The sequence below is a fragment of the Candidatus Woesearchaeota archaeon genome (assembly GCA_016192995.1).
Classification (GTDB): domain Archaea; phylum Nanobdellota; class Nanobdellia; order Woesearchaeales; family DSVV01; genus JACPTB01.
The window spans coordinates 191,250-203,594 of sequence record JACPTB010000001.1; the positions used below are offsets into that span (position 1 = coordinate 191,250).

General features: G+C 31.8%; 15 protein-coding genes. 3 read left to right on the forward strand and 12 right to left on the reverse strand.

What is annotated here, in order from left to right; all coding sequences use genetic code 11:
* Positions 1-8: 8 nt before the first annotated feature.
* Both HYY69_01075 and HYY69_01080 read right to left on the reverse strand, forming a co-directional pair.
* On the reverse strand, positions 9-1,319 hold the full coding sequence (locus HYY69_01075; protein ID MBI3032038.1) for a putative DNA binding domain-containing protein: 1,311 nt from the start codon (positions 1,317-1,319) through the stop codon (positions 9-11).
* Positions 1,320-1,343: 24 nt separating this feature from the next.
* Positions 1,344-2,135: a tyrosine-type recombinase/integrase gene (locus tag HYY69_01080; protein MBI3032039.1), complete on the reverse strand. Its 792-nt coding sequence runs from the start codon at positions 2,133-2,135 to the stop codon at positions 1,344-1,346.
* A 387-nt stretch (positions 2,136-2,522) separates the two neighbouring features.
* Between HYY69_01080 and HYY69_01085 the strand changes: the two genes are divergently transcribed.
* Complete coding sequence (locus HYY69_01085) at positions 2,523-2,786, forward strand: hypothetical protein (GenBank protein MBI3032040.1); 264 nt, start codon at positions 2,523-2,525, stop codon at positions 2,784-2,786.
* Between the two features lie 15 nt (positions 2,787-2,801).
* Here the strand turns inward: HYY69_01085 and HYY69_01090 are convergent, their stop codons facing one another.
* Positions 2,802-3,209, reverse strand: a complete 408-nt coding sequence (locus tag HYY69_01090) for a putative toxin-antitoxin system toxin component, PIN family (GenBank protein ID MBI3032041.1) — start codon at positions 3,207-3,209, stop codon at positions 2,802-2,804.
* Positions 3,206-3,466 (reverse strand): AbrB/MazE/SpoVT family DNA-binding domain-containing protein, encoded by a 261-nt coding sequence (locus tag HYY69_01095; protein MBI3032042.1) that lies wholly within the window; start codon positions 3,464-3,466, stop codon positions 3,206-3,208. The genes HYY69_01090 and HYY69_01095 overlap by 4 nt, the downstream gene beginning before the upstream one ends.
* Before the next feature lie 355 nt (positions 3,467-3,821).
* Here HYY69_01095 and HYY69_01100 point away from each other — a divergent pair, with 355 nt between their 5' ends.
* The gene (locus tag HYY69_01100) at positions 3,822-4,088 is read left to right on the forward strand and encodes a hypothetical protein (GenBank protein ID MBI3032043.1); all 267 of its coding nucleotides are present in this window, start codon (positions 3,822-3,824) and stop codon (positions 4,086-4,088) included.
* On the opposite strand, the gene HYY69_01105 is transcribed toward HYY69_01100, so the two are convergent.
* On the reverse strand, positions 4,080-4,493 hold the full coding sequence (locus HYY69_01105; GenBank protein MBI3032044.1) for a PIN domain-containing protein: 414 nt from the start codon (positions 4,491-4,493) through the stop codon (positions 4,080-4,082). The two genes, HYY69_01100 and HYY69_01105, sit on opposite strands and share 9 nt — an antisense overlap.
* A gap of 157 nt (positions 4,494-4,650) precedes the next feature.
* Between HYY69_01105 and HYY69_01110 the strand changes: the two genes are divergently transcribed.
* Positions 4,651-4,890, forward strand: coding sequence for a hypothetical protein (locus HYY69_01110; GenBank protein ID MBI3032045.1), 240 nt, complete (start codon positions 4,651-4,653; stop codon positions 4,888-4,890).
* Between the two features lie 42 nt (positions 4,891-4,932).
* Here HYY69_01110 and HYY69_01115 read toward each other — a convergent pair whose 3' ends face one another.
* From HYY69_01115 to HYY69_01145, 7 genes are all read right to left on the reverse strand, one after another.
* Positions 4,933-5,097 (reverse strand): hypothetical protein, encoded by a 165-nt coding sequence (locus HYY69_01115; GenBank protein ID MBI3032046.1) that lies wholly within the window; start codon positions 5,095-5,097, stop codon positions 4,933-4,935.
* A gap of 723 nt (positions 5,098-5,820) precedes the next feature.
* A complete protein-coding gene (locus HYY69_01120; protein ID MBI3032047.1) occupies positions 5,821-7,866 on the reverse strand; it encodes a DUF87 domain-containing protein in 2,046 nt (681 codons plus the stop codon).
* 93 nt (positions 7,867-7,959) lie between these two features.
* Entirely contained in the window at positions 7,960-8,706 is a 747-nt protein-coding gene (locus tag HYY69_01125) for a hypothetical protein (GenBank protein ID MBI3032048.1), read from the reverse strand.
* 43 nt (positions 8,707-8,749) lie between these two features.
* On the reverse strand, positions 8,750-10,810 hold the full coding sequence (locus tag HYY69_01130; GenBank protein MBI3032049.1) for a hypothetical protein: 2,061 nt from the start codon (positions 10,808-10,810) through the stop codon (positions 8,750-8,752).
* Entirely contained in the window at positions 10,807-11,136 is a 330-nt protein-coding gene (locus HYY69_01135; protein ID MBI3032050.1) for a hypothetical protein, read from the reverse strand. The genes HYY69_01130 and HYY69_01135 overlap by 4 nt, the downstream gene beginning before the upstream one ends.
* Positions 11,133-11,378: a hypothetical protein gene (locus HYY69_01140; protein MBI3032051.1), complete on the reverse strand. Its 246-nt coding sequence runs from the start codon at positions 11,376-11,378 to the stop codon at positions 11,133-11,135. Before HYY69_01140 ends, HYY69_01135 begins: the two co-directional genes overlap by 4 nt.
* The gene (locus HYY69_01145) at positions 11,371-12,294 is read right to left on the reverse strand and encodes a DNA cytosine methyltransferase (GenBank protein MBI3032052.1); all 924 of its coding nucleotides are present in this window, start codon (positions 12,292-12,294) and stop codon (positions 11,371-11,373) included. Before HYY69_01145 ends, HYY69_01140 begins: the two co-directional genes overlap by 8 nt.
* Positions 12,295-12,345 lie beyond the last annotated feature (51 nt).

Below are 12,345 nucleotides of genomic sequence, written 5' to 3' on the forward strand. Positions count from 1 at the left end.
CACTTTTATCATTTTTGAATATGTATTTTCCAATATCCGCCTTTTGCAGAACCTTCCCTCTTTAAAACTCCTTTCTTCTTTAAACTCTCAATATTATACTCAACGGTCTTTTTACTTAATTTACCTTTTTCAACTATTTTCGCTTTACTAATAGCTGAGTCTTCCTGTATAATATCTACTATTTTCTGTTCATTTGCAGAGAGTTTTTCTACCCCCTTTTCTACCCCCTTTTCTACCCCCTTCCGTTTGAATATGGTGATAAAGATACCTGCTACTACCTTAAAATCCGTAGCTGGTTCTTTAGACAGAATTAGACTAATACCACGTCCCCATTTTTCTACAAAATGAATTCGATGAAACATAGCAGCAATAAGCTCATTTCTGCGTTTTGAGACCATTTCTGTTTTAATCTTCTTAATAGTTAAACCACCATAAAGCTCGCCAGGATTTCTAATCTCTAAACGATTCTTGAAGATAGCAATGTTTACTGAATCATATTCATAATAGTCGCGATGACAAAATGCATTAATAATTGCTTCTCGAAATGCTGTGCGATCAATCTCAGGAACATCAATTCGTTGGAGACCTTCCAATTGCATTCCAATATGAATATTCTCTAAAATATATTTTTCTGCTTTTTCAATCAAGGTAAATGTATCTCCTACAAAATCTTGCATATCGATAGTAGTTGCTGTTGTTTCTCCAAATACTGCGCAGCGCAGTTTGGCATTAGGAAAAAATGTTTCAGGATGCTTTCCAAACAAAAGTATTGCAGTATTCAATAATTTACCCTCTTTCAATAAACCTAACTTTTCCAAAGAACTTTCAACAGAATTATATTCTAAACCTGCTTTTTTGACAAATACTATTATCTTTTCCTCGTCAATATCATCTAATTTCGCTTTAATGCAAATTCCAGCATCCCAACGAAGTTTATCTTTGTTTTTTCTCAAGATGAAATGTTCCAGTTCCTGAGGACTAATCTTTTTGTCTTCATCTCCAACACGAACATAAGCGCGGCCATAAGCATAATAGGGAATATTTTCTCCAGTAAAATTAACATAAACACATTTCTTTCCTTCCAAAGTTATTTCATTGATTTTAGGGAATACCTTTGGCTCAATATTATCAGAAATAGTCTTGGAGATTTCTCTAATTGTATTCTCAGTAACTGTTTGTCCAACTACTTCACCATTATTTTTGATTCCAAAATACAGTTCCCCTTTCTGATGTTTGTTGAGAATAGAAACTATCGAGATAATTGCTTCTTTCAATTCTGATGTTGATTTCTTCAACTCTAACGTTTCAGATTCTTTCATTTCAACCTCTTTTCAGTGTATTTTTTATAATAATCCTGCTAATTTAGTTATATCTTTATTTGCAACATGAGTATAGATCTGTGTTGTTTTTAAGTCTTTATGTCCAAGCAATGCTTGAATATATCTTATGTCTGTTCCTGCTTCTAATAAATGAGTTGCAAAAGAATGGCGTAATGTATGCGGTGTAACATTCTTATTTATTTTTGCATTTTTAGCATTCTTAGTGACTATTAATTGGATGCTTCTTTTGTTATATTTATTGCCTTGCTGAGAATTGAAAATTAAGCCTTGCTCTTTAATTCCATATATCTTGATTATTTCCTTAAGCTTATTATGCAAAAAAATAACTCTTTCTTTGTCTCCTTTTGCAGTTTTCAAATGAATAATTTCACGTTGAAAATCTACATCATTCCATTGGAGATTCCTCACTTCATCAAGACGTAACCCTGCATAGTATAAAAACATCAAAACAAGCTTATGTTTAAGATTCTTTTCTTGTTCAATCATTTTCTGAACTTCTTGTTTGCTAAGAACAGTAGGTAATTTCAGTTTATTTTTAGCTAAAGGCAGATTTTCTTTAAAGGTTTCATGAAGAACATTCCGATAAAAGAATTGCAAAGCAAAATAAGCGCTTCTCATGGTTGATCTACTTTTATCAATTTGAGAAAGAAGAAACTCCCTTGGAGTGTTACCTGATTTTAAATAATTTCCAACAATAATCAAATAAACCTTTGCTGTTTGAGAAGAATACCCTCTTAATTTAATTTCCTCACTAAGTTTTGCAAGCAATTGTTGTTGTTCAAGTGATACATCCATTACTATTCTACTGTCAAAGGTTATTTATAAGAATTTCGCTTTATATGCTGATATATCTATTAAGCGTAATTAAAACTACGCTTAATAGGTGAAGAACGAACCAACTTGCCAGCTTTTAGAGTCTATAAACCGTAAATTCGATTTTTGTCATGGCAAATCAAGGCAAGTAATATCATAAACGTTGCTTACTTGCCGATATTACGTAATATGTGCTAACTGCTATTTAAGCTCTTCCATCTTTTGATGAGAATTACTTGCTTTTGAAGAATTGCTGCTGTAGAGCAATAAACTGATTGGATTATTGGGTTATCTTCGATCTTATCTCTATCTTAAATTGTAACTAAATGATTCGAAAAGTATTTAATGATGAACTATTTTACTTAGTGTATGAATTGGAAAGCTACACTTCAAATTACCAAAACAAAAATAGTTGTTTTTATTATTTTAGAGTTAATTACACAAATTCTTATCTTAACATCATTTTTTTTTGTTTCCAAACCAAGAATCTATTGTATACAAGCACCATGCCCTGAGATGTATCAAACACCTATCTGGCAATTATGGCTTATTGAAACATTGTTATCAACTGCCCTAATTATAGTTTTGATATATTTCATTAGTTTTTTATACAATTTATTTAGGAAAACATGAATTGTTTATGAATATTCAAAGCAATTTCACGAATTCTTGAGGATGAATTGTCTTAATTCCTTGAAATTCAGCAATGCTTAGGATATGTTTCTTATCTTGACTAATAATATATGCTGCATTTCCAGCTAAAGCAGCTTCAAAAAATTTATTGTCTTTAGGATCATTTTTAACAATGTCAAGTGTTTCAGTTGGAACTACAATTACAGCATTTTCAATTATCATCTTTTGCCATTCTTGAATCATCTTATCAGACATTTTAATCTTAAAGTCTTTTAGGGTTTCAACTAATTCTTCAACAATTTCAGTAGAACTCACCATAAGTATTTTACCATTTCTCCATGCATCAATAATTTGAGAAGAATAATTTCCTTCCCAGAATATTCCAGAAATGAAAATATTAGTATCTAAAACAACTCTTATCATTTTAAACGAACTCGTTTTATTGCTTCATCTATATCATTTGGTTTGATTTTTTTCATCTTAGTAAATTCTCTTGTTTTCTTTAATAGTTTATCAAACCCTTTGAATGATGGCATTTCTAATTTTTTCAGCACAATAGTATCATCTTCCCCAATAACAATAAATCTTTCTCCTTCATAAAGACTAAGTCTATCTCTGATTCCTTGTGGAATAACAATTTGCCCTCTTGAACTGAGACTTGTAACTTCAAATGTTCCCATGATTATAACCTCCATGTAAGTATATCTTATTGATAAGATCATCTTATTTATATACTTTTCGATAAGATTATTAAACGCTGACTACTTGCTCTTCTTAGAAAACTAAAGATTATATTAAAAGTGCCATTAACAAAAGATACGAAAGTGCTACGGATTACGACTCTTGAGAAAGCAAATAAAGTTCGTTTTTTCGGTGTTAAATGCAATTTTTGAATTACTTAAACGACGAGGGGGATTTTCGACGACGGAATATGGCACACTCTCATTGTGCTACGCACTTTATGTTTTAATAGAAGGAATCTGGGGCTAAAAACCGAAATATTTAAATATTACATTGTATTACATGCGTAATATCATGGAAACTATCACTTTTAAAATTCAGGAAGATGTAGTAAAGAAGATAGATGCAGTCTTAAAACCATTGCATTTCAGCAACAGAACAGAGTTTATTAGAGAATCTGTCAGGGAAAAGCTAAACTCAATAGAAAAAGATTTTGTTCTTCAGCAGTTAGTGGAGTTTAAAGGTGCTGCAAAAAAGAAAGTAAGCGATAAAGAATTGCATAATATTAGGGGCAAAGTTGCTAGTGAATATGCTAAAAAGTTTGGTGTTAAGCTAAATTAAGTCCTCTGGTTTTTTGATGGTGATTTTATCTTTTAACTTTCTAAAATGCCGGTCTCTTGTCACCATAATTGAATTAGTGTCTCTGGCTAGTATCCCATGAACTGCATCGCCTAAAGGAATATTATGCTGTTTTGACAAATCGGCAGCTTCTTTTAATTGAGTCTTATTGATTTCAACTTTTTCAAGCAATTCTGATACATTTTTGAAGAGCTCATCAATAGTTTGCTTATCGTAAGCGTGCGATAATTCCTCAACAACAAAATCTGAATAAACAATTTTCTCTTTATTGGCTCGTATTTTCTTGAACGATTCAAATGCCAATTCTCCAAGATTTTTGGATTTGTCTTTCCTGTTTTCGTGGAGGTCTCTCCAGATTGCTGTATCTACATAGTATTTTGATGCCATTATTGACTGGCAGTGATTTTAGTATTTATAGTTTGCCTAACATTTCATAATAGGGTGTTTGAAGTAATAGTTATTAAATATAATCTAATAGCATTAGATTATGATTAATAGCAAATAATAGGAATATTTAAATATTAGTTATATATTACTGGTTTATATGGTTAAAGTTAGAATTGAAAATGAAACTAAGGAGGAAAAATTCAAAAGGCTAGCTGAAGCAAGGGTTAACAAATTACTGGAGCAGTTTGCCATCTTAAGAAATTGCTCAAATACTCAAGTGTATAGCTATTCTGAACCTCAAATAAACAAGATATTCAAGGCTCTAGAAGAAGAATTAAGAATAACTAAGGCAGCTTTTCAGAGTAATAAGAAAGCAAGAAAAGGCATAAAACTTTAAAATGGAATTTGTAAAAAGATTATTTGGAAGTAAAGAAACAGATCAACCTAATGTTGAAGAAACAATATTCTCCGCTACTTTTGAAAAAGAAAAACAAATAGTTTCTGCTTTGAATATGGTAGGTGCTGGCTTTGAAGCAAGAGGTGGCAGTTCATTAATGTTGACGGAAGCAGTTGAAAATGGTGTAGATGCAATAATAAAATTCAATGAAAACCAAAAAAAGAAAACGAAAGGTGAAATCAAGGTAATTATTGACAAAGAAAATGAAAGAATACTGATAATAGATAATGGTACTGGATTCTTGCAAATCAAACATGTCTGCGAGAAACCTTTCGATTCATTAAAAGAGTTTGATAGTAGTCAAACAGGTCAATTTGCTAGGGGATTGCAAGGATTTAGGGCATTTTGTGAAAATTTATATTTTATTACAAAAAGACTCCCAGAAGATATTCCTACCAATGAAATTACGGTCATATTTGCTAATGCAATTTTTTCCAGAATAACAGCGAAGCTTGAATTTAATTCAATATCTAGTAAAGTAAAAGTTAAGTATGTGGATGAATCCAAATTCAGAGAATATTCTGATTCGGAGCATGGTACTATTGCAATATACGAAAAATGGAAACCCGGTCTGTTTGAAAAATTCAATGTAACTATGTTATTCAAAAGACTTCAACATCATTTTGGAGAATTAATTAGAAAAGGTGAAGTAAGAATACTTGTAGAACTATACGAAGGAAAAATCGCCGAAATAGGGCCTGAGCAACAAAAATTTCAGGAAGTAGAGCCCAGAGACTATTCGGAATTTACTACCCTAACCATTGATTCGATTCCTTACGATAAAAATGGGAAAAAAGGAGAGATAAGTTTCAATTTGTACTTATGTGATAAGGGCAGAAGTGATAGATGGAACCTGCCCTACTTACTTTTTCAGGGAAGACCAGTTGGAAATGGGTTCATCTCAGAAATAGACGAATTTACAGAACGTCCCATATGGAAACATAGATTCCTCACTGGTTGTATAACATGTGATTTTTGTGAAATTGATGAACTAAGACAGGGATTAAAAATCAATGATGAACGTGATTTCTTGTTTAAGGAACTTCTCAAAATTGAGAAATTACTTGAGAATAAAGTAAAAGAACATTCTAAAGGACTGTATGAATTAAAGTTACAGAGACAAGTTAGCGAACTTGTAAAGAATTTACAATTATTTTTTAAGTCAAAGAACATATTTAACTTTAAGATAGCTAATAGTATGGGATTTCTCTCAAAAGAGAATAATGAAATTGAAGTTGTAGAACTAGCAAAATCAAGCGGATTAATGACTGTTTTAGAATTCTTTGAGATAGTAATAGATTCGCCGCCGTAATGCTGTGTAATCGCAAGATATTCGCCCTGTGGATCAATAATAATCACATCGCAGCCATTCATATACTGCCGTGAAATAAGCAGTTTAGTGAAATAGGATTTACCAGCGCCAGAAGTTGCTAAAATAATTCCGTTTGCATTGGTAAGATTAAAGATATTCTTGATATAGGGAATTTTGTTTTTATTTAATCCTAATAAAATACCGTTATCATCTCCATCAAGAAAAGGAGAAGAAAACGGAAAAAATGCTGCTAATCCTTCAGTATGAATATTTCTTTTTATCTTCAGCTTGTTGTTAGCAAGTGGCAGCATTGAAGCATAGCCTTCCATCATCTGAAACATTGGTACATTGCTTTGTATCATTAATCCATCAAAATCTGCCTTTATTCGTTTCGCCAGTAAATGCGTTTCTTCTTTTGTACCTTTGCACATTACATATAATGAAACATCAAATAACTTCTGTTTTCCTTTCTGCAAATCTTCTAATACTTTCTTTGTTGAAGAGAATTTTATTTCCAATGATGGATTTAATATGCCTTTTTTTGAATCAGTATAAAGATCAGCTTGTTGTTTCTGCAAGTCTCTATTTAACTGGACCATTGTAAAGTCTAATGGGTAAGGCTCAATATGAATACTGATGTCGTACTTTTCTCCAGAAGAGATTATTTTATCTAAGAAACCCATTTCAACAGAATGAGGGTAACCAGTTATTGCTAATATTTTGCAAAATAAATTATCAACTTCGAAATAATCAGGATAAAAGCTTATTTTTTCTGGCGCAAACATAAAATGAGCAATTTCTTTCACTTCCTCTGCTTGCGCTTCTTTTTGTTTGTTGTTTGCTATGTAGGAATAAAATAATTCAATCAACTTTTTCTCCTGCAATTGTTTAACTTTTAATCCTAAGCTTGCTAATTTTTCACTGCATACTTTTACCTGCACATCCAAATGATCTTTTTCCTGAATTATTATGTAGAAATTCCTGTTCTGAATTTTATTCTCTTTGATTGTCTTCTTTACAAACTCGCAATAGGAATTTATCAGACTTTGCAGTAATTCTGCTTTCTTTTCATCTTTCGTTAACTTTATTTTTTCTTTGATCTTATTGTCTGTATATCGTAGATGTTCAGAAAGCTGAATTGGTGTGCTCGTGATATGAATTTGAATAGGAAAATCAAGTCCATTGAGAAATTTCTGAAATCCTACGATAATTGCATTCTTTTCTTCTTCAGTCTTGAGCATAAAATTGATAGGAGTTATTTCCAGAATTGCTAATTTATTTTTTGCTTGGTACACAGTTGCTTGTTCTATCTTCTTAATATCAACAATCTGTTTGAGCAGATTGCTTAATACTTCTATTTTTGGATTTCTGAGATAATTGTACCAGTGCTTGATTTTATTGAGTCCATCAAAGAACATGAAAAAAGCTGCCATAAAGAGAATAAAAATAGAGAGTGAACCAGAAACGGAAATAGGCAAAGATGTTTTAAGAACGAGTAGAAATACAAGGAAGAAGGCAGGAAAAGCATACGCTAACTGCGGGAATGTCAAGCCAAAGATGATCTTTTCTTTGTGCTGCAATGGTGGGGGAATGTCGTATGCCATTGAATATGAATGGAAATGCTTTATTTTATAGTCAGTTGACAAGATTAGTATTGCAGAACATGGTTAAAAAAGGGATTAACAAGAATTACGGGATTATTGACTATTTTCCGTAGCATCCCAAAAATTAAGTGGTTCAAAATAAGGAGTTAAAATTAGATTACGTCCTAAAAAACTACTTCCGTAAGATACTAAATAGAAAAACATAAATCCTAATGCAGCTGCTTTACCATTTATTACTATAAACTCATCTTTATTCTCCCAATTAACTAATCTTCCTTTTTTTATTAGTACACCTCTATTCAGAATACAAATTAAATCAAATAAATCATCCCATCTATTCTTATTTATTTCATCCAAGAGGGTTTCCCATTTAGCTCCTTCGTATGCAAAGATAATTCTAAGTGGTCTACTGAGAGTAGCACCTGAAGAGATAGAAGCACCAACATTAATTTTTAATTCTTCAACTTTTTTAAGATTATTGCCTGCTTCAAGTAGTTTATCTCTAGTAAGATTTGATTTTACTTCAATAACTGCAAATGTACCTTCAGCAAAATGTATATTATCAGAACCCACATGCAATATTGGCGAATCCTCTCTTAAGATAATTATATCTTCTTGACCTGTTTTATTGTTCATTGAATCCCAAATCTCACCAGATTTAACTGATAATTTTGTTGGAAGTACTTTGCTCAAAAATTCTTTACAAAATAACTCTCTATTTCGTCCTAAATTTGCTGAAGCATTTTGTTCAGCTGAACGTTTATGTTCAGAAAGCAAAACATCTGCTGTGCACTTAAAGTATCCAAATAACACTGGTCTATTTTTAGGATCTATTTCCATAAGATAAGCATTACTTAATTAGTATATAAAATTGTTCTTTAATTCATCCAGCCAACAGCGCAATATACTTCGCTGCTTGCTGAATATCATCTTTGATGGAAACATTGCTTGATTTCCTCATTGCGAATTTAATTGCAAGCCATAAGGTGTAATTGACAATAGCAAAGCAGGTTATCATTACAAGAATTTTTATATTCTCAAATAATGGAACTTCAATCAGTTTTGAACATGTTAAAATAATCAGTAGATCAATGAATGTAATGAAAATAAATATACCAAGCAAATTAAGAATAAATTTACCGTAGCCTTTTAGTGGCGGAATAAAATAGAGAAATATTCCTAACGGAAACAACACAACACCAAAACTGACAACAAGATAACGTAGTACAAGCATCAGCATAGTAAAAAATAATGTCAATGCATAAACAAATGACATGATAAATTCCAAACCGATATTAACAAGATTATCTGCTGTCAATAAAAAGAATTTTGGATCAACCATAGAGAGAATTGTGCTGTTCATAACATTGCTCAAGCTCAGAATCAAATCATAGATATAATACGATCCTTGAATAAGCACAATCATAATAAAAGTATTCGTGAGCATATCTTTTGCATACGATCGTTTAATTGGATTGGCATTTGAGGTAAGAAAAATAAAGCCAGCATAGAGAAAAAAGAAAATGTAAAAGAAGCTCAGAATATATCTGATAACCGACCATACATGCTGAAAAATAGCAATAGAAACATCAGCAGTAAGCAATTTCTGAACTGAAATCAACATCGGCAATAAAGGAGCATTAATTATCATAATAATATAATTATACATTTTCTCTGGAATGCAGGAAGCTAAATTTGTTAAACCACATTCTTCTTGTTCTGGTTCAGCAGCAACAAAAGGAGTGGCAATCAATAAGAGAAAAATAAAAACAAACGTAAGCTTTTTCCATTGTGATGTTAATATTTTGTAGATAATGTAAACAAATAAAATAAAAATAAGAATATAAAGCAGGAAACTTAAATCCACTTTCTTTTCTATTGTTGTTAATTGCTCAATATTCTCTTGCTTTAAAGTCAGATCACAAGTAGTATTCAACTGATAAAAATGATTATATGCAAACAAATTGCAGCTATCAGTATTTTTTACAAAAAAAGTATTGTTTGATAAAAAAAGATTGTTTTGTGTAGTAATGGAAGTATTATGTGCTTCTAAGTAAGCAATGTAATACGGTTTCTTATCAAATTTAAGGTCATAATAATATTGTTGTTTTGTAATTGAAGAATTTTGAAAGCTGATCTTAAATAAACTATAATCCTGAGCTGAAAATGTGCCTTTTGTTGTATTAAGATAATTATTGACAACACTTATTTCTGCAGATGGCTTTTTGGTGTAAAGTTGAACATCTTTACTTTCTGAAATGGTAAGGCTATCCGAATCATAACCTGTATATTTGTAATTGCAGGTGTAACAATATTGCACACATTTGCCTTTTTTCTTTGCGCAGCAATATTTATCCCATTGGTAATGATCTGCTTTTACCTGTGCTGTGATTGTTAATTGTGATGTTATCTTTCCATCACTATTGACTGAAATAGGCGCTAATTTTCCCTTTCCTTTATACACGGAGTTGTGAAAATATTCCACCTTTGCAGTATTATCTACTAAACTGTATATTGCTTTACATTCCACGTTCTGCTGTTTATTTGAGGAATAATAATCTTGAGGAATCTGGACATTATAGTTATACTCACTCCAGACCTTAACATTTTGTGGAATAAACAAAATATCTTTTTCAATTACAGAGGGGAAAATAGCAAGAAAAGAAAGCCACGCATTCTGGATATATTTTGAATAATAAAACTGCGTATTTTCAGGAGCAGAACTGATTATCTTTCCTAAATTGTAATTTTCTACAAAAACATGATCTGGATAAGAGCTTTTTTCATAGAGCAAAGAGGAATATAGCATATCTTTTTCAGTTTCATTGAAAGCAGAATTTTCAATTTGATTGCAATAAGCAGGATCGCTTGTTAAATTGCATTGAAATCCTAAAACAATAGGAAGCAGCAATAATGCTGCAACCAAAGAAATAATTTTCTTCATGTGAAGATATACTTGACAACAAGCGGAGCAACCCAGATGACAATAAGTCCAATCACTACACCTACTGCCATATTTTTCGCTCTCTCTTTTTTGCCAGTATCTCCTCCAGATGTTACAAATGAAATTCCTGAAAACACCAGCATTAGTACACCTGCAACAGTTGCAGCATACTTGATGAAGTTGTAAATCTTCATCACTGGAAATAGAATTTCATCAAATTTCTGTTTCTCATCTGCTGTCAAATCTTTGTCAAAGTCTATGTCTGCCAGTACAACATGTACTGCTACCAGCAGCAATAGAAAAAATATTGGCGCCAATTTTTTCATTGTGCTCTTCCTCCATCTGTTTTATTCTCAGAAAACAATTTTCTGAACGCAAACAATTCGTCTGGTTCTTCATCATGTTCAATGAGCGGAATAGGTTTACTTTTCTGTAAATGAATAAACTTTGTTTGAACAAATCTTACTGCTTTTTTGCGAGGTTCACATAACAAAAAAATAACAATAATAACTGTAATAATCAATAAACCTAACAAAACTCCCATTAATACTGCAATTATTTCATCCATGGTAGAAAACCTCCTTGATTTTTTCTGCAAGAGAATAAGACAATAATGGCGGAACTGCATTGCCAATCTGTTTAATCATGGAAGTTCTTGAACCAGTAAATTCAAAATCATCAGGAAATGATTGCAATCGTGCTAGTTCTCTGGGAGTAAGGAATCTATCTTCAGTGGGATGAATATACAATGGTTTTGTAACGATTGTTTTTGAGGGTTTATTTGCTTCTAACCTTTGTCTGCAAAAATTGAATTTGTTAGATAATTTCTCTCCCTGCTTTAGATTTTTTATTCTTTCAAGTATTACAGGAGTTGTATCTAAAAATTCATGTGCATTACAATCTAATTGAATATTTTGTAATGCTTCTGAGATTGTAACGATTTTATCATAAGGTTGTGGAAAAATGTTTAGTTTTACAGCAATGATAATTAATCGTTCCCGATCTTGCGGAACATTATAATCAGAAGCTTTGAGAACTTTGTAGCAAACGGAATAATTAAGCTTGATAAAATCTTCAACGATTTTATGGATGACTAATTCCTCTTTTTGATTCTTCATGCTGAGAATTCCTTTAACATTCTCCATTATCACGATCTTTGGTTCAATAACACTGACAAATCTGAGAAATTCTTTGTATAGCTTGTTTCTGTTATCCTTTGGATCACGTTTTCCACAAAGAGAAAATCCTTGGCATGGCGGACCACCAACAATAATGTCAACTTTCCCCTTGTAAAAAACAATGGTTTCATTAGGCACTTTTGTTATATCAGTACCTATATGAAGTGCGTTTGGGTGGTTTTTGAGAAATGTTGTTATTGCAGGTTTCCACCATTCAACAAAGCCAAGAACTTCAAAACCAGCTTGTGTAAAGCCATGACTAAAGCCGCCACAACCTGCAAAGAGATCGAGAACAGTAGGTTTCATTTTCTCAACCTCTTATATTCCTGCTGAACATCATGACGTTGTTGCTTTGAG

What these genes read in the sequence shown, in the direction of transcription:
- HYY69_01075 (MBI3032038.1), bottom strand. Translation starts at nt 1,319, where the DNA reads ATGAAAGAATCTGAAACGTTAGAGTTGAAGAAATCAACATCAGAATTG.
- HYY69_01130 (MBI3032049.1), bottom strand. Translation starts at nt 10,810, where the DNA reads ATGAAGAAAATTATTTCTTTGGTTGCAGCATTATTGCTGCTTCCTATT.
- HYY69_01145 (MBI3032052.1), bottom strand. Translation starts at nt 12,294, where the DNA reads ATGAAACCTACTGTTCTCGATCTCTTTGCAGGTTGTGGCGGCTTTAGT.
- HYY69_01080 (MBI3032039.1), bottom strand. Translation starts at nt 2,135, where the DNA reads ATGGATGTATCACTTGAACAACAACAATTGCTTGCAAAACTTAGTGAG.
- HYY69_01085 (MBI3032040.1), top strand. Translation starts at nt 2,523, where the DNA reads ATGAATTGGAAAGCTACACTTCAAATTACCAAAACAAAAATAGTTGTT.
- HYY69_01140 (MBI3032051.1), bottom strand. Translation starts at nt 11,378, where the DNA reads ATGGATGAAATAATTGCAGTATTAATGGGAGTTTTGTTAGGTTTATTG.
- HYY69_01095 (MBI3032042.1), bottom strand. Translation starts at nt 3,466, where the DNA reads ATGGGAACATTTGAAGTTACAAGTCTCAGTTCAAGAGGGCAAATTGTT.
- HYY69_01125 (MBI3032048.1), bottom strand. Translation starts at nt 8,706, where the DNA reads ATGGAAATAGATCCTAAAAATAGACCAGTGTTATTTGGATACTTTAAG.
- HYY69_01100 (MBI3032043.1), top strand. Translation starts at nt 3,822, where the DNA reads ATGGAAACTATCACTTTTAAAATTCAGGAAGATGTAGTAAAGAAGATA.
- HYY69_01110 (MBI3032045.1), top strand. Translation starts at nt 4,651, where the DNA reads ATGGTTAAAGTTAGAATTGAAAATGAAACTAAGGAGGAAAAATTCAAA.
- HYY69_01120 (MBI3032047.1), bottom strand. Translation starts at nt 7,866, where the DNA reads ATGGCATACGACATTCCCCCACCATTGCAGCACAAAGAAAAGATCATC.
- HYY69_01090 (MBI3032041.1), bottom strand. Translation starts at nt 3,209, where the DNA reads ATGATAAGAGTTGTTTTAGATACTAATATTTTCATTTCTGGAATATTC.
- HYY69_01105 (MBI3032044.1), bottom strand. Translation starts at nt 4,493, where the DNA reads ATGGCATCAAAATACTATGTAGATACAGCAATCTGGAGAGACCTCCAC.
- HYY69_01135 (MBI3032050.1), bottom strand. Translation starts at nt 11,136, where the DNA reads ATGAAAAAATTGGCGCCAATATTTTTTCTATTGCTGCTGGTAGCAGTA.